At 40.0% G+C, this 16,844-nt stretch carries 17 protein-coding genes and 2 tRNA genes; 16 read left to right on the plus strand and 3 right to left on the minus strand.

The features are described 5' to 3' along the window. Positions 1 to 113: 113 nt before the first annotated feature. Positions 114 to 647: a transposase gene (locus tag PSV17_RS08640; protein WP_300481605.1), complete on the minus strand. Its 534-nt coding sequence runs from the start codon at positions 645 to 647 to the stop codon at positions 114 to 116. Beyond that, positions 647 to 2,683 carry an excinuclease ABC subunit UvrB gene (gene uvrB / locus PSV17_RS08645; protein ID WP_300481608.1) on the minus strand — a complete coding sequence of 679 codons (2,037 nt, stop codon included), beginning with the start codon at positions 2,681 to 2,683 and terminating at the stop codon, positions 647 to 649. Before uvrB ends, PSV17_RS08640 begins: the two co-directional genes overlap by 1 nt. 194 nt (positions 2,684 to 2,877) lie before the next feature. Here uvrB and PSV17_RS08650 point away from each other — a divergent pair, with 194 nt between their 5' ends. The 10 genes from PSV17_RS08650 to PSV17_RS08695 all read left to right on the plus strand — a co-directional run bounded on the left by PSV17_RS08650 (position 2,878) and on the right by PSV17_RS08695 (position 11,923). Then, entirely contained in the window at positions 2,878 to 3,900 is a 1,023-nt protein-coding gene (locus tag PSV17_RS08650; protein ID WP_300481610.1) for a trypsin-like peptidase domain-containing protein, read from the plus strand. Between the two features lie 192 nt (positions 3,901 to 4,092). Beyond that, positions 4,093 to 5,313, plus strand: coding sequence for a pyridoxal phosphate-dependent aminotransferase (locus tag PSV17_RS08655; protein WP_300481613.1), 1,221 nt, complete (start codon positions 4,093 to 4,095; stop codon positions 5,311 to 5,313). Positions 5,314 to 5,418: 105 nt separating this feature from the next. Beyond that, positions 5,419 to 5,494, plus strand: a tRNA-Asn gene (locus tag PSV17_RS08660). Between the two features lie 63 nt (positions 5,495 to 5,557). Beyond that, positions 5,558 to 5,633 (plus strand) — tRNA-Asn (locus tag PSV17_RS08665). A 110-nt stretch (positions 5,634 to 5,743) separates the two neighbouring features. Then, positions 5,744 to 6,025, plus strand: coding sequence for a DnaJ domain-containing protein (locus PSV17_RS08670; protein WP_300481615.1), 282 nt, complete (start codon positions 5,744 to 5,746; stop codon positions 6,023 to 6,025). After that, complete coding sequence (locus tag PSV17_RS08675; protein ID WP_300481617.1) at positions 6,022 to 6,513, plus strand: hypothetical protein; 492 nt, start codon at positions 6,022 to 6,024, stop codon at positions 6,511 to 6,513. Before PSV17_RS08670 ends, PSV17_RS08675 begins: the two co-directional genes overlap by 4 nt. A gap of 41 nt (positions 6,514 to 6,554) precedes the next feature. Further along, entirely contained in the window at positions 6,555 to 7,226 is a 672-nt protein-coding gene (locus PSV17_RS08680) for a hypothetical protein (RefSeq protein WP_300481619.1), read from the plus strand. Positions 7,227 to 7,269: 43 nt separating this feature from the next. Next, positions 7,270 to 8,532, plus strand: a complete 1,263-nt coding sequence (locus PSV17_RS08685; RefSeq protein WP_300481621.1) for a hypothetical protein — start codon at positions 7,270 to 7,272, stop codon at positions 8,530 to 8,532. A gap of 382 nt (positions 8,533 to 8,914) precedes the next feature. After that, complete coding sequence (locus PSV17_RS08690; protein WP_300481622.1) at positions 8,915 to 10,141, plus strand: DUF4124 domain-containing protein; 1,227 nt, start codon at positions 8,915 to 8,917, stop codon at positions 10,139 to 10,141. A gap of 549 nt (positions 10,142 to 10,690) precedes the next feature. Next, on the plus strand, positions 10,691 to 11,923 hold the full coding sequence (locus PSV17_RS08695; RefSeq protein WP_300481624.1) for a DUF4124 domain-containing protein: 1,233 nt from the start codon (positions 10,691 to 10,693) through the stop codon (positions 11,921 to 11,923). Positions 11,924 to 12,023: 100 nt separating this feature from the next. Here the strand turns inward: PSV17_RS08695 and PSV17_RS08700 are convergent, their stop codons facing one another. Beyond that, positions 12,024 to 12,677, minus strand: coding sequence for a phosphatase PAP2 family protein (locus tag PSV17_RS08700; protein ID WP_300481626.1), 654 nt, complete (start codon positions 12,675 to 12,677; stop codon positions 12,024 to 12,026). A gap of 252 nt (positions 12,678 to 12,929) precedes the next feature. Here PSV17_RS08700 and PSV17_RS08705 point away from each other — a divergent pair, with 252 nt between their 5' ends. From PSV17_RS08705 to PSV17_RS08730, 6 genes are all read left to right on the plus strand, one after another. Continuing rightward, positions 12,930 to 13,397 (plus strand): hypothetical protein, encoded by a 468-nt coding sequence (locus tag PSV17_RS08705; RefSeq protein ID WP_300481628.1) that lies wholly within the window; start codon positions 12,930 to 12,932, stop codon positions 13,395 to 13,397. A 106-nt stretch (positions 13,398 to 13,503) separates the two neighbouring features. Further along, the gene (locus PSV17_RS08710; RefSeq protein ID WP_300481629.1) at positions 13,504 to 15,021 is read left to right on the plus strand and encodes a protein adenylyltransferase SelO family protein; all 1,518 of its coding nucleotides are present in this window, start codon (positions 13,504 to 13,506) and stop codon (positions 15,019 to 15,021) included. 134 nt (positions 15,022 to 15,155) lie between these two features. Next, positions 15,156 to 15,452: a DUF5710 domain-containing protein gene (locus PSV17_RS08715; RefSeq protein ID WP_300481632.1), complete on the plus strand. Its 297-nt coding sequence runs from the start codon at positions 15,156 to 15,158 to the stop codon at positions 15,450 to 15,452. Positions 15,453 to 15,458: 6 nt separating this feature from the next. Continuing rightward, positions 15,459 to 15,785, plus strand: a complete 327-nt coding sequence (locus tag PSV17_RS08720; protein WP_300481635.1) for a hypothetical protein — start codon at positions 15,459 to 15,461, stop codon at positions 15,783 to 15,785. 121 nt (positions 15,786 to 15,906) lie between these two features. Continuing rightward, complete coding sequence (locus PSV17_RS08725) at positions 15,907 to 16,149, plus strand: VF530 family protein (protein WP_300481637.1); 243 nt, start codon at positions 15,907 to 15,909, stop codon at positions 16,147 to 16,149. 65 nt (positions 16,150 to 16,214) lie between these two features. Beyond that, positions 16,215 to 16,814: a hypothetical protein gene (locus PSV17_RS08730; protein ID WP_300481638.1), complete on the plus strand. Its 600-nt coding sequence runs from the start codon at positions 16,215 to 16,217 to the stop codon at positions 16,812 to 16,814. Positions 16,815 to 16,844: the final 30 nt, after the last annotated feature.

Raw genomic sequence — 16,844 nt, forward strand, 5'->3', positions numbered from 1 at the left:
ATTACACGAGAGTTATAATACAAGGGCGCAATAGCTTGCGTATTGCGCCGCATGAGAATTCACTTTGGTGCAATGCGCTTTGCTTATTGTCACCCTACAAGGTATTAATGGTGCTAACTTTCCTCATAATCTATCAATAACTCACCACTACCTGCCCAATCTAATGGGTAAACGCCCTGCGCTACTAAACGATGAAATATTGAGTATGGCCAATCTTTAACCGCATTTACTAAGCCATGCTTTAATGGGTTGATGTGTACATAATGCATGTGTGCGGCATAATCGGCTTCATCTCTAATTAAATGTTCCCAATATCGACGTTGCCATATACCCCGCTCACCCCTTGCCTTGCGCACTGCGATAAGCCGTTCTGTTTTAGGAATACCTTTAGAAAAGTTGCTTTTAATCAACCTCAAGCGTAAGGCAAAGTTACTATCGCCTTGAGGTAACTCAATCATGCAATGCATATGATCTGGCAACACCACCCAACTATGAATAATAAACGGGTGAGATTGCCGTACATTTTTGATAACAGCGCGTAAATGCTCAATATTGCTTGTTAGCAATGTATTATTTTTACGTTGTAACAAATTGATGGTAAAGAAATAGGTGCCACCCAAACACCATGCACGCCGATAATTAGCCATTACTCAATTAAATCTGGCATCTCCGCTCCATAAAACTTAACCCTAAGCTTTTTCAACTGATCTCTAAAATCTGCTGCTTTTTCAAACTCAAGGTTTTTAGCGGCGTCGTGCATGGCTTTTTCTAAGCGCTTCATTTCTTTGGCGATTTGTTTTTCGCTTAACGATTCGTAGTTCGCTTGATCTTGTAGCACTTTACGCTCACGTAGCGCTTCGTCTTTATCATACACGCCATCGATAATGTCTTTGATGCGTTTTGAAATTCCTCTAGGAACGATGCCATTAGCCTCATTAAAAGCGAGCTGAACCCCTCTTCTTCTTTCCGTTTCATCCATGGCAGCTTTCATGCTACGGGTGATTTTATTGGCATAAAATATCACTTGGCCGTTTAAGTTACGGGCTGCGCGACCTGCCGTTTGAATTAAGCTGCGTTCTGAGCGTAAGAAGCCTTCTTTATCGGCATCTAACACCGCAACTAATGACACCTCTGGAATATCCAAACCTTCGCGTAATAAGTTAATGCCAACCAGCACATCAAACTCGCCAAGGCGCAAATCGCGAATAATTTCAACGCGCTCTACCGTATCAATATCGCTATGCAAATAACGCACTTTTACGCCATGCTCACTTAAATAGTCGGTTAAATCTTCGGACATGCGCTTGGTCAGCGTGGTTGCTAGCACGCGCTCGCCAACGGCTACGCGGAGTTTAATTTCGCCGAGTAAGTCATCTACCTGCGTATCGGCGGGTTTAACGGTAATTTGTGGGTCGACTAAACCTGTTGGTCGCGCAATCATTTCAACGACTTGTTGCTGATGATTGGCTTCATATTCTGAAGGTGTGGCAGATACAAAAACGCACTGGCGCATTATTCGCTCAAACTCTTCAAATTTTAGCGGGCGATTATCTAGCGCAGAAGGTAAACGCCAGCCGTAATCGACTAGATTTTCTTTACGTGAACGGTCACCTTTATACATAGCGCCAATTTGTGGCACCGTGACGTGGCTTTCATCAATAATCATCAGCGCATTATCTGGCAAATAATCAATTAAGGTGGGTGGCGGATCACCTGGGTTGCCGCCTGATAAATGACGTGAATAGTTTTCAATGCCTTTACAGAAGCCAATCTCGTTTAACATTTCAAGGTCAAAGCGTGTGCGCTGTTCAATGCGCGCGGCTTCGACTAGCTTGCCCGTTTTAATATAAAAGTCCACACGGTCTTTAAGTTCGTGTTTGATTTTTTCCATCGCACGAATGGTAGTTTCACGCGGTGTGACGTAATGGCTAGAAGGATAAACGGTATAGCGTGGAATCTTGTTAAAAATTTGCCCAGTGAGTGGGTCAAACAAAGTAATGGACTCAATTTCGTCATCAAACATTGAGATGCGCACGGCGGTTTCGTTGTTTTCCGCAGGGAATACATCAATCACATCGCCACGCACTCTGAAAGTACCGCGCGAGAAATCAAACTCGTTACGGTCGTATTGCATGCCTACTAAACGCGCAATCATATCGCGCTGCGGTATTTTCTCGCCCTGCTGTAAGTGCAACACCATGCCGTGATAGTCAGTTGGGTCGCCGATACCGTATATCGCTGAAACCGTCGCGACGATAATGCTGTCTTCACGCTCCAACAATGCCTTAGTGGCTGAAAGCCGCATTTGTTCGATATGCTCATTAATACTGGAATCTTTTTCAATAAACAAATCACGCGAAGGCACATAAGCTTCTGGCTGATAATAATCGTAATAAGAAACGAAGTATTCAACAGAGTTATTCGGGAAAAACTCTCTAAACTCGCTATACAGCTGTGCGGCCAAGGTTTTATTTGGCGCCATCACAATAGCTGGGCGACCCGTGCGAGCAATCACATTAGCCATTGTGTAAGTTTTACCAGAGCCAGTTACACCGAGCAAAGTTTGAAACTTCAGCCCATCATCAATACCTTGCGTTAACTTATCGATTGCTTGCGGCTGGTCGCCAGCTGGCGGAAATGGCTGGTTTAATTGATATTTACTATTAGGGAAAGTAACGAACACATTGCTCTTCATTGAATGTAACGTTTTATTTTAACAGTATATTTAATGATAATTGCTAATAATTAGCATGTGACTCATTGAGAACTTTGCAAGAATATTGCAGTCATTAAACAAACGGTTGCATCCAAAAAGCTATGTAACTCGTATTAAAGTTAACCATCCAAAATTAAACTAAGTCATGATTGGGAATTATTATGCCTAGACTCACACCGAGACTCGTGCTACTTGCAGCTTTATTGGCTTTTACACAAAACGTTTTCGCAATTGACCAACTAAAAGTGCTAAGCGCATTGCAAACAGTAGTGATGGTGCGTGGTTATAACGACACAGGCGGCTTATCTTACGGGTCTGGTGTTGTTGTTGCTCAAAATAAGGTCATGACAAATTGCCATATTCTTCGCAGCACAAAACAACCTTGGGTAGCGCGTGGTGAGGATACCTATGACATTATTTCTGTACAAGCAGACAGATGGCATGATTTATGTTTAGTGACAACGGTTAACTTACCATTTAAACCTGCCAATATCGTTAAGAACCACGATTTGAAACGTGGGCAAGAAATCATCTCTATTGGTCACTCAAATGGCGCGCCTTCACCATTGACTTCAGCGGGCATTATTAACGCGAGTTATATTTTTGAAGGTGGCCGTGTCATTAGAAGTAGTGCGGCTTTTCGCATGGGTGCTAGCGGAAGTGGCATTTTCGATACAGAAGGAAATCTGCTAGGCATTAACACGTTTAAAACACCGGGTAGAACTGCTTACTTTTATTCGCTACCCATCGAGTGGTTAGCTGACATTGAAAAGCTACCAGTAGAAACCACATTCCCTATTATAGGCAAAGCATTTTGGGAGGAAGATGACGATAAAAAACCATTCTTTATGCAAATTGCACTTCCCGAAATTAATCAGGATTGGCCTAAGCTTGCAAAAGTCGCACATAATTGGATTGATATCGATCCTAAAAATTCTGACGCATGGTATGAGTTAGGTAAAGCACAAGAGAATATGGAAAAAACCGATGAGGCCAAAGTGTCATATAAAAAATCTGTCGCGCTTGATGCTTCTAATACTGACTCCTTATTCAGATTAGGCGCTATAGCTCAATCCACTGGAGATACAGCAACGGTGCGTGATATTAATGTCGCTATTGCCAATATCAGTAAAGATTTGGCTCAAGAATACAGCCAAATGCTAGGTTGCAAGACGGAGTGTTAACTAAACTGACTGAAGCTTTTAAAGTGTTTAGAGGAATTACATTCAAACGCCTATTAATTAAAAACTTTCCTTATAGACAATCTTTCTGCAACTACGTGATAACTCAAGATAAATCATTCCTAAAGCACATTTTTATGCGTAAAATAGCGCCCATTCAATTAATTGCAAAAATTTGTGTTAAGGAAGCATATTTTGTCATCTGCAGCTCATCAGGCATCCGTTTTATCTAAACGTGTTCAATCAATCAAAGAATCTCCTACGCTAGCGATTACTGCAAAAGCGGGAAAATACAAAGCTGAAGGTCGCCCTATTATTGGTTTAGCGGCGGGAGAGCCAGACTTTGATACTCCACAACACATTAAAGATGCGGCAAAAACGGCGATTGATAATGGCTTCACTAAATACACACCGGTGGCAGGTATTCCAGGCTTGAAAAAAGCGATTGTTAACAAATTCAAAAATGAAAACGGTTTTGACTATGCGTTAAATGAAGTCATTGTGGGTGTTGGCGGCAAACAAACTATATTTAATTTATGTCTCGCCGTGCTAAATAAAGGTGATGAAGTCATTGTTCCCGCACCTTACTGGGTGTCTTACGCAGACATTGCCTTAATTGCTGAAGCAACGCCTGTCATTATCGAGTGTGGTATTGAGCAAGGCTTTAAATTATTACCGGCGCAATTAGAAGCGGCAATTACCCCCAAAACTAAAATCTTCATGATTAACTCACCGTCCAACCCAACTGGCGCGGTTTATTCATTAGAAGAATTGAAAGCTTTGGGCGAAGTGCTACTTAAACATCCGCATGTATTAGTAGCAACAGACGATATGTATGAGCATGTTAATTTAACTGGCGACAAGTTTTACAATATTCTAAATGCTACCCCTGCCCTAAAAGACCGCTGCATCGTACTTAACGGCGTTTCTAAAGCTTATTCAATGACAGGCTGGCGCATCGGTTATGCTGCAGGTCCTGCTTATATCATTAAAGCGATGGAGATTTTACAATCGCAATCTACCAGCAATGCAACCTCCATCTCTCAAGTGGCTGCGCAAGTTGCACTTGAGGGCTCACAGGACTGCATCACGCCAATGGTCACTGCATTTAAAGAGCGCCATACTTACGTGGTTAACCGTTTCAATACAATGCCAGGCTTAAGTTGTTTAATGGCTGGCGGCGCTTTTTATGCATTCCCTGATGCACGTGGCGCAATTGACAACTTATTCAAAGCTGGAAAAATTAAAGCAGCTACCGATATGGCATTAGCTGAATACCTACTTGAGGAATTTGACGTGGCTGTGGTGCCAGGTTCAGCCTTTGGTGCTGAAGGTTATTTCCGTATTTCGTTCGCCACTTCTATGGAAAATCTAAGCAATGCGCTAGATAGAATTGAAAAAGCACTCAATATTTAAAAAAAAGCATTTTGACATTGACCAAGTACCGCTAAGTCATTAATATAGCGGCTTCACAAAATCAACGGTTTGTGAAGAAGTAGAAGTAGCAAGAAAACCGAATATTCCTCGATAGCTCAGTCGGTAGAGCAACGGACTGTTAATCCGTGTGTCCCTGGTTCGAGCCCAGGTCGAGGAGCCAAATATATATAAAAAAGCACTCATCTCAGGGTGCTTTTTTATCGAATAAAAAAACATCGAATATTCCTCGATAGCTCAGTCGGTAGAGCAACGGACTGTTAATCCGTGTGTCCCTGGTTCGAGCCCAGGTCGAGGAGCCAAATACAAGAAAAAGCCCTATAGCAATGTGGGGCTTTTTCGTTTTAGCTCTAAATTACTAAGCTACACATACAAATGGCTTTGTTAGCTCATCTAAATTTGGTGGATAAAATTGAAAAATTACTACGAAGTTTTAGGCCTTAGCGCTAATGCGACCTTAGCTGACATAAAATCCACCTACCGTAAGCTGGCGTCTCAATACCATCCTGATAAAAACTCGGCGAGCGATGCTCCTGCAAAATTTAGACTAGTGCAGGAAGCTTACGAAATACTTTCCGATACCGAAAAAAGAAAAACCTACGACGAAAACCGCAGGCGTAGTTTATTGGATAGTCCAATAGACACCGCACATGAAATTTGGCAGTACTACATAGATGGAATATTAAAACAATGAGAATATCGCGCTACTTTACTGACTTAATGGCTACTTATGTAGCTGATATTAATGATTTTAAAACTGACTCTGGTGGTGAGGATGTGCTAGCGGAACGCCTTAAAGAAAAACGCACGCAAATACCTGACTTAATGCCTATGATGAAGACTAACCCAGAGATGATGGCGGTTATTTTTCACAAAAGTGTTGTGATAAAAAAACCAAAAACTGTCATGACTTATATCGATAAAGAGCCTGCTATGTTTCCAGCATGGAATGATATATCCTCCAGTGTTGAGTTTCAGCCTTGGGCAACCAGTATCATTGATAAGTTAAAAGTTGAAGCTGGTGGTGAGCATTTTTTATTAACTACCGTGATGCTAGAACACCTCTATGCGCTTTATGAGATTAGTGAAGATGCCATTGAAGAAATGGAAACTGAAGAGTCTGACGACCTTGCTGAGTCTGGCGGCGAATGGTTATCTGAACATGGTTTCGACAGCCATTAGATTCACTCACGATAAATTTTAGTCAATACAATAGGATAAAAATGACACATTTAGTCGTTGTAGAAGCAACTAACCTTATTCAGTCAGGCGACATAGTCAGAGCCGAGGCTTTACTCACCGCCCTAGTTGAAACTGAGGGCGATCATGCTTTGATCGAGGTGCTTGATGATATTCCATCAAAGGATTTATTAGCTGTCATTCGTGAATATGACTCTTCTAAACAATCATTATTGAATTTACTAATTACTCCTGAGCAATTTGCACGCGTTGTTGTTTTAGAACGCCTCTATAAAGATATGTCGCACGAACAACTTCGTGGAATGATGAACGCAGTCATTTTCCGTGAAGATGCTGATGCGAATGAATTTATTGAAGCTATCGCCGAGCTTGAGTTTGGTTATGAAACATTCGTTGACTACTTATCAGATCGTGCAGAGGAAGTGATAGGTGAAACATTTGCCGCGCTTGAAACTGATGATATCTCACGCTCAGAAATTAGCGACCATGACTGGAAAGAACTCACATGGTTACTACGTCATGAACATGAAGACATTTATAATATCGTCCTAGTCTTATTAAAAGCCAAACTCCAGGAGCGAGTGATCGCTGAAATTACTCTCACTAGTGAAGAAGATGAGGACGAAATCGAAGACAACCCCACTACTGAGGAAAAAGACGTTAAAGATGATGAGGAGGAAGATTCTGCAATTTAAACAGAATTTACTCACTCAGCTTATGCATCGATAATAAATTTATATGGCATCCGCCCAAAAAATACATTCTGTTGCCGCTTATGACAATGCGCCCTTCTTTGAAAAGGCGCTAAAGTATGCTGTTCAGAACAACGTTATCGATCAAGCTAGATTAGTCGAAATAATCAATGATGCGGCAACTGGTTCGTTACAAATTGCTGAGTATTTTGATGAATCTATTCATCTGAGAAAAAATCTAGAAACTTCCATGAAGCGCATGGTGAGTCTGGTAAGTTTATATCTTGAAGATGCGACTGATGGTGAGCTAGATAAAGCCGCACAACTTTTGAAAGATAAACCATTTCGAGCACTCTCTCGTGGTGGATCCCAAATGCTCAAAGCGCTATACAATTTGCCTGAAGATGAACACTTTGGCTCAATTAGGCTTGAAAACGAGCGTGATTTTCTAAAAAAAGGCTTAAATAAAGAATTGTCTGTAATTAAATATAGGCAATCGTTTAAAGAATGTGAACACTATAAACACCATATTAATTTAGCTACTTGGTTAGTCAAAAAACTCGGGGCGAGTACCAAGGAATTAAGCGTGACACATGCTCCTGTGGAACATGTTATTCGTACTTCGATTTTATTTTTAACGTATGGCACAAAAAAAGCTTTGTCAAAAAGAACCAAATTTCCTGATGAAACTGTTTTATTTGAGATTTTCAGCTCAATTCGCAGAGAATGGGCACTTCTAGGGGATGTGACACAATCAAACAAGTTCTTAGAAGATGTGCCAGAACAGTTTCAGATTACTATCAAAACTATCCTCCAAAGCATTCAAAATGAAGATATACCTAAGATAGTTAATGATTCAATTGGCTTAGATTCAGTGTTACATCATCTCACAGGCAGTAAATATTTCTACATACCGGATCAGTTAAATGAAGTCAGTCGGTTCGACAAAAGGCTTGCAGGAGAATGGGTTGCACTTACTGGTGACATTGATACAAGTGCCGATAATGAAGATTTGTTACTTCTCACTTTATTTCTCTGTGTGGCAGCCGGCATAGAGCGTAAAACCAAGCTAAAAGTCTTCGAAGCTAAAAAAGCGGTTTTAAATATCCGTGAACATGGGCTTTTACAAAACGAAGTGCTTAATCTCATTAAGGCAGCGCCACATGATGATGTAAAGCAACTCACGTCATTATGGGATGAATTTATCGATGAAGCCGCACCCTACCTACTTGATAGCTCAGATGAAAACTTACATGAAGTGATAGTGTATTTGACCGAACGATGTAATATACACAAAACAAAGAAATAATATTGCTAATTCTTGTTTGCTATTTCTAGATTAGTTGGCTTTACACAGCCGTTTAACAGCAAATATACTTCTAGTCAATAATAATTTATATTGCACCCTTAAGTTAACCAGAAAACTGACGTCATTAACTTAACAGGGAAAAAATAAAAAATTCGGCGTTTTCGCAATTCATCTTAATACTTGGGTTAAACACTTATCACTGACTAGACTAAACGATTGAAAAAGTGAAAAAAGTTGAATGCCTCTTAACACAATAAACAGGTTAATTGTAGAAAAATTTGTAATAAGATTATTTAACTAACTAGGTTATATTGCTCATCTATCATGTTGTATTGATAAAGATATTCTGCTAAATAACATAGCTTAACTGTAGGAAAATTATATGTTAACTCAACACTCTATTCTCAAAGTAAATTTGATTTCCCTTTTACTTTTATCCGCTCATTCGACGGCTTATGCAACAACACTATACGCCTGCAAAGATCCAAATGGTAATATGGGCTATGCTTTCAACCCCTGTAAGGCACCGACCACGGAAGTTTATCATCGCGTGATGGGCACCTATACAAACATTTATCCTTCAAAAACCACTACAACCACGACAACCACGACAACCACGACAACCACGACTATTGCGCCCAATACCTTATTATCGCCGTTGCCCACTTCAACAAGTACCACCTCAATTACCTCTCCTACAGTTTTTGCTAAAACTAGTTTTTGGTACACACCTATCCCTACTGAAGTCGCGCTTGCTACTAACTCTCCAGAGTTGACCAAGGAATTTGTACGTCAAAAGGTAAAGTATTACAACAATGTAAAAATTAACACTTATGATTATGCTGCTCCTGTTTACACGGTTGATAGCACGGTAAAAGGTGTAAAAGTGGGTTTCAACAATTGTCAAAATAAGACCTACGTAGACTCAACATTTACTGCAATGACAAGTGCTGTAGCAATACCAAGCTATGCTCAGCCATCAGCTGGCACAGATGGAGAAATGGCAATTTATCAACCCAGTACAAATACCTATTGGGAGTTATGGAAAGCCAAGTTAGATAGCACTACTGGCACTTGGTCAGCTTGCTGGGGCGGAAAAATTAGTAATGTCTCGACTAGTGCTGGTATTTTCCAAAAAGGTTATGGAACTACGGCTACAGGCTTGCCTTTTGTTGGCGGGCAGGTAACCGCAGAAGAATTAGCGCGAGGTGAAATAAAACATGCTATTGGCATTGCTCTAGTTGATCTCGATAGCTCATGGGTCATTTCTTGGCCAGCTAATCGCTCTGATGGTTACAATCCTTCTGGTTTACCTAACCGCATAGCTGAAGGTCAACGTTTTAGACTTGATCCTACCGTTAACGTGGATGCTTTAAGTATGAGCAAAGCTGGTAAAGTAATAGCTAAAGCTGCTCAAAAATATGGCTTTGTAGTTTGGGATAAAGCTGGGGCTATTTCTATACGAGCACAAAACCCTAAGACATATACTGCACAAGGTAAACCTGACCCTTACCCCGCATTGTATGAAAACAAACCTACTTATGCTGTGTTAAATGGCTTCCCTTGGGAACGGTTACAGTTTTTACCTAAAGACTACGGTAAACCTTAAAAAACTACTATTAACTTTAAACTAAAGGGCTGGAGTTGCCAAAGCGCAGCCCTTTAGTTTTGTGGAAAGTAACTGCAATTAATTAAGCGTAAAATTAACTTTCAAAGCTGGCTTGCACGAAGTAATGGTGTATTTACTGAGAGATGGTATATAAGTAAAGCAAAATAATTTTTGTTTATAAATGGTTAAATTTTATAAAAAATTGGTTGTTTAACAAGATGTTAAATAGCAAATCATGTAACAACCATAAATATTTTTATAAAACCCTAAAGTTTCCCAAAAAACTGTCGATTTAAGGTAAATCAGGGGAATAATAAAAGTTTCGGCGCTGATACAATTTATATTGAATTTTGTTAATTTACTTATTCATAATTACCCTATAGGGTTAAAAGTAAAAAAAATGAATGAAGTATTTACTCAAAGAAACAAACAAATTGCAGATAATTTGTAATGAGATTATTTAACCAACTAAGCTATATCGCACTCCCTTAATTAATTTGTATTTAAAGATACTTGGATATTACCTTAACTTTATTGTAGGAGAATTATATGCTTACTCAACAAACTGTATTCAAAGTAAATTTGCTTACCCTTTTACTTTTATCTATTTATTCGACGGCTGATGCAGCTTCAATTTATCGCTGTAAAGATCAAAATGGCAAGGTTAGCTTTTCAGATATTGCATGTAGCTCAACCTCAGTTCAACTAAACCAGCGGAAAAATTCAGGTTCTACTTCCACTACAACTACAACGACACCAACTACGACTACAACTACGACTACGACTACAACTACAACTACACCAACTACACCAACTACACCAACTACCACTACACCTGAACCTACAACAACAGCATCCCTAACAACGGATGCTGTTTTTGCTAATAGTAGTTTTTGGTACACACCTATTCCTACTGAAGTCGTGCTTGCTACTAACTCTCCGGAGTTGACCAACGAATTTGTACGTCAAAAGGTAAAGTATTACAACAATGTAAAAATTAACACTTATGATTATGCTGCTCCTGTTTACACGGTTGATAGCACGGTAAAAGGTGTAAAAGTGGGTTTCAACAATTGTCAAAATAAGACCTACGTAGACTCAACATTTACTGCAATGACAAGTGCTGTAGCAATACCAAGCTATGCTCAGCCATCAGCTGGCACAGATGGAGAAATGGCAATTTATCAACCCAGTACAAATACCTATTGGGAGTTATGGAAAGCCAAGTTAGATAGCACTACTGGCACTTGGTCAGCTTGCTGGGGCGGAAAAATTAGTAATGTCTCGACTAGTGCTGGTATTTTCCAAAAAGGTTATGGAACTACGGCTACAGGCTTGCCTTTTGTTGGCGGGCAGGTAACCGCAGAAGAATTAGCGCGAGGTGAAATAAAACATGCTATTGGCATTGCTCTAGTTGATCTCGATAGCTCATGGGTCATTTCTTGGCCAGCTAATCGCTCTGATGGTTACAATCCTTCTGGTTTACCTAACCGCATAGCTGAAGGTCAACGTTTTAGACTTGATCCTACCGTTAACGTGGATGCTTTAAGTATGAGCAAAGCTGGTAAAGTAATAGCTAAAGCTGCTCAAAAATATGGCTTTGTAGTTTGGGATAAAGCTGGGGCTATTTCTATACGAGCACAAAACCCTAAGACATATACTGCACAAGGTAAACCTGACCCTTACCCCGCATTGTATGAAAACAAACCTACTTATGCTGTGTTAAATGGCTTCCCTTGGGAACGTCTACAGTTTTTACCTAAAGACTACGGTAAACCTTAAAAACTACGATAAAGCTTAAATTAAAAAGCTGCGGATGCAAATCCGCAGCTTTTTAATTTTGTAGGCCGCGAACTACAATTAATCAAGCCTAAAAGCACCATCAAAACTGTTTTGAAGGTTGTGCTGTATTTAAATCAGAGCGTGTAAATGGCTGGTCATGTCCAGATAAATAAAGGGCTAGCTTTACGGACATATCATGGGCTGGGATATAGTTTGGTGTAGTTGATCCGAATGCAAGTAGTAGACATACGGCTAATAATTGCAAATAAGCTAAACCTTGATGGTGACTTTTTATGGCGTATATTGCTAAATAGCAAACTATTAAGCCTAGAAACCAGCCTGCGAGTACTTCACTTATGCTGTGCATGCCGAGGACTATGCGAGATACGCCTACGGCAAAGCCAAGTAAAAGACCAAGCCATAAGCCGATATTTTTTAATTTATTTTGCGTATTTGCGCCGATTGAAAAAAATAAGATTGGCAAGATAGAAGTAGCTAATAAGCTATGACCACTAACGCCTGTAAAGTCTATTGATGCAATACCAATTCCCCAACCGAGAAAAAGCACTTTAGTGACTAGGGTAATACTGACTGCGATGCTAAGCGCTGCAAGCCATAAAAAAATGGCTTTTTTTTGTTGAGACATCCACAACGTAACCACTGATACTGCTAACACAGGAAACAACAAACTGGATGAGCCAAGTTGGGTAATTAACTGCCAGTAAGCGGCTTGCATTGAGGTTTGCGATATCATTAAATGTCTTTATTTTGGGAAATTTATATTGGCTTAGTTTGTATAAGAAACTTAACCTTATGTCAATATTAGCTCATTAGAGATTGATATAAGATGCGATGGGATTTACTTCTGTTGACTTAAGGTTTATTTCAAAAGAGTAATTCTATTCTATAGACAAAAATTGAATATTCTCATTATTACAATCAAACTTAAATAATGCTAAAAGTTAGCATGGACTTACAAAAGCTATAGACATATCATTGCTCAATTATGACTAGCAACCTACTCCCTAAAGGCATAACAAAAGCACTTTCACTCAAACAGCCTTATGCGTGGTTAATTGCAAACGGATATCTGCTGGTGGATGATCGAACTTGGGGAACGCCATACCGCGGCCCAGTGTTAATTCACGCGAGTAAGGGTCTGTACGAAGTGTATTACGACTACCTAAAGCTACATACTGATATTCCATTACCCGCCAAAGACAAGCTTGAATACGGCGGTGTTGTGGGCATTGCTAATCTAGTACTTTGCTGCCGACCTGGAGCAATCCCTAAAAGTATTAGTCATCAGCAGCGCAACCATTTCGGTGGAATTCATCAGGAGTACTTTGGCTTTCTATTTGAGCAAGCACGCCCTTTAGCGCTGTTGCCATGTCGTGGCAAGCTTGGTATTTTTGAGATTGATATGGACGAACTTTTAGCCGCCCCGCCCGCAGCGCAAGCTGAATTATTTTAAGCTTTAAATAATCATACTTTAATCAATTAAAGCTCCTCAACATCGAAACTAATCGTTAAAATCAACACTCCTAAATATCCCAGTAAATTAGTAAGGATTACCCCAAGTGAATGATTCGATAAAAGTATCTAAAGAAGATTCCCTAACTTCATCAGGCTGGAACTTTGATAATAGCTACACCCGATTAGCCAAAACTTTTTTTGTTAAGCAGAAGCCCACCCCTGTTAAAGCGCCACAAATCGTTCTTTTCAATCAAGCTTTAGCGATCTCACTGGGATTAAAGGCTGAAACTCTTTTAGGTGATGAAGCATGCGCTATTTTTTCTGGCAATAAACTACCACTAGGTGCAGAGCCTATCGCGCAGGCTTATGCAGGACATCAGTTTGGTCACTTAAACATGCTTGGCGATGGCCGTGCAGTTTTACTCGGCGAGCATATTACGCCCGAAGGTAATCGCTATGATATTCAGCTTAAAGGTGCTGGCGTTACTGCATATTCACGTCGTGGCGATGGTCGCGCAGCACTTGGTCCAATGCTTAGGGAATATATCATTAGTGAAGCGATACATGCACTGGGAATACCCACTACGCGTAGTTTGGCTGTGGTCTCCACAGGTGAGCTTGTGTATCGCGAGGGTGCGCTGCCGGGCGCAATTCTAACGCGAATCGCAGCAAGTCACATTCGAGTTGGAACATTTCAGTTTGCTGTTTCAAATGACGACCCAGAGCTTGTAAAATCGCTTGCCGATTACACATTGGATCGACATTTTCCAAATCTTGTAAACGACGAAAACAAATACTTATCGCTGCTCAATGTTGTAATCGACAATCAAGCTAAGCTCATTGCACAGTGGATGCAGGTCGGATTTATTCATGGCGTGATGAATACTGACAACATGTCTATTTGTGGTGAAAGCATTGATTTTGGACCGTGTGCGTTCTTGGACAATTACGATCCGGCCACAGTTTTTAGCTCGATTGACCAGCAAGGTCGATACGCTTTTGGCAACCAGCCACCTATCGCACAATGGAATTTGACGAGATTTGCTGAAACATTGTTGCCGCTGATACATCATGATATAGAAGAGTCAATACGAATTGCAGAAACCGCACTTAAAGCATTTGCAGATAAATACCAACATAATTGGTTAACTGGCATGCGTGCTAAGTTAGGTTTATTAGCAGAAGAGCCTGACGACCTTGAGTTGGTAGAAGAACTGCTAAATTCTATGAAAAAATATCGTATGGACTATACCAATACCTTTCGCGACTTAACTTCAAACTTAACTTCTGGCTCAATTTCGAATTCAAGCTTGAACATGGAAGAATATTCAGACAGACCTGACTTCGTTACATGGCATCATCGATGGATTAACAAGCTATCAAGACAAACTGAAAGTATTGAAATTGCCAAAACATTAATGTTAAAAACCAATCCAGTAGTCATTCCACGCAATCATCAGGTGGAAGCCGCCTTAAGCGCAACAGAAACAGGTGATTTTACCGTGGTAGAAAAGCTTCTTGCAGTATTATCTCAGCCTTATATTGAGGACGCTAGTAACATAAGCTACAGATCGCCCTCGTTGCCGTCCGCAGTGCCTTACAAAACATTCTGCGGAACTTAATCAGCAGAATACTCTGAACAACTAAAACACTCAAAAGTTAGCTCGTGGTTATTATGACCTTATTTTGTAATTAGCTATAATGCTGCTTTTCATCACATTTATTATCTAGCAGCAATGCAAAAATTAGGAAGAAAATGACCGCAACAAGCAATATTGCACTAAAAGTACCGTTCAATGAGAAAGACCAAGCTAAATCGCTAGGCGCACGCTGGAACGCAGAATCAAAACACTGGTATGTTCCGCAAGGCGTTGATGCAGCGCCCTTTGAAAAATGGTTTACAAACTCGCCTACACAAGTTTCATCTCCATCTGTAGCCAAACCCACAAACACTAATAAACCCACTTCAAACCAGAGTTTTGATGATGACATAGATGCTATTAACGCTAAGTTACGTGATGCCTATGAAACAAATGAGGCTGAACCATTTTAATCATCTATGGCACGCCGCTCCCATCACAACGTATATGTTATTGAGTTATCCAAAGATGTTCTGTTTGAGGCAAAATTCATCAAATGCAATCCCAATTACATGAGCGGCAAGCCTTGCGTTTATGTTGGGATGACAGGTTTAGACCCCGATGTACGTTTTGATAAACATAAAGCTGGCATTCAATCAAACCGGTATGTAAAGCAATATGGTATACGTTTACTGCCAGATTTATATGAAGGATTTAACCCCATGACATATGATGAAGCTGCAAGTATGGAAGTTGAAATTGGCATTGATTTACGCAGCGCAGGTTTTGGAGTTTGGCAGGCGTAGTTCGAATAATATATATTGTGAATTTATATTGTGGCAAAAACTCAAATTACATAATTTTTAGCCGATACGCGTTTAAATTACATAGTAGAATTTACTCGATTAATTTTTATAAAAAGTTCACATGAGCACACCGCTTAATTTACAACATAACAACCCTTTACATGGCATCACCTTAGAGAAAATTGTGACTGATTTAGCTAACTATTATGGCTGGAATGGTTTAGCGAAACATATACCAGTCAATTGCTTTAGCAATGATCCCAGCATTAAATCTAGCCTAAAATTCTTGCGTAAAACACCTTGGGCACGCGATAAAGTTGAGGAGCTTTACCTGCAAATGTTGAGTAAAACGAATACTAGGTAAACTTAAGTTTCTAAGTCGCGGATACCGTATACTACGCTCACAAAATCTATTCTAATGGAATCAACATGAACGAGCGCATTCAATTATTACTTAAGCAAATGAATGCCCTAGAAGATGAAATGCGCACCGCTCTTAGCGAGCAACAATCCACGATGTTTTTTCAAATTAAAGGTAAGCGGGTTGAATTTGAAGAGTCTATTAAAGCAAGACACCGCAAATTTAAAAGGAATTTTTTTCGTTGGTTAGTCACAGACCGTCCGCAAAACTTAATTACAGGACCTATCATTTATTCGATGATTGTTCCCTTGCTAATCACAGACCTTTTTGTTAGTTTTTACCAATTCACTTGCTTTCCAATTTATGGCATCAAAAAGGTAAAACGTCGCGATTACATCATGTTTGATCGCCAACAGTTAAGCTATTTAAACTTCATCGAAAAATTCCATTGCACATACTGCGCCTACGGCACGGGCATGGTGGCTTATATCAGTGAAATTATCGCCAGAACTGAGCAATATTTTTGCCCCATTAAGCATGCAAGAAAAATCTTAAGTACGCATGCACGATACCCTAAGTTTTTAGAATTTGGGGACGCAGAAAACTACGAAGCTAAACTCGAAGAATATAGGCGCGCATTATCACCAGATAACATTGATAAAACATAACCAATTTATCGGCTTATTTTCGCTGTTTTA

This window comes from Methylotenera sp. (assembly GCF_029946165.1).
In the GTDB taxonomy this organism is placed as follows: Bacteria; Pseudomonadota; Gammaproteobacteria; order Burkholderiales; family Methylophilaceae; genus Methylotenera.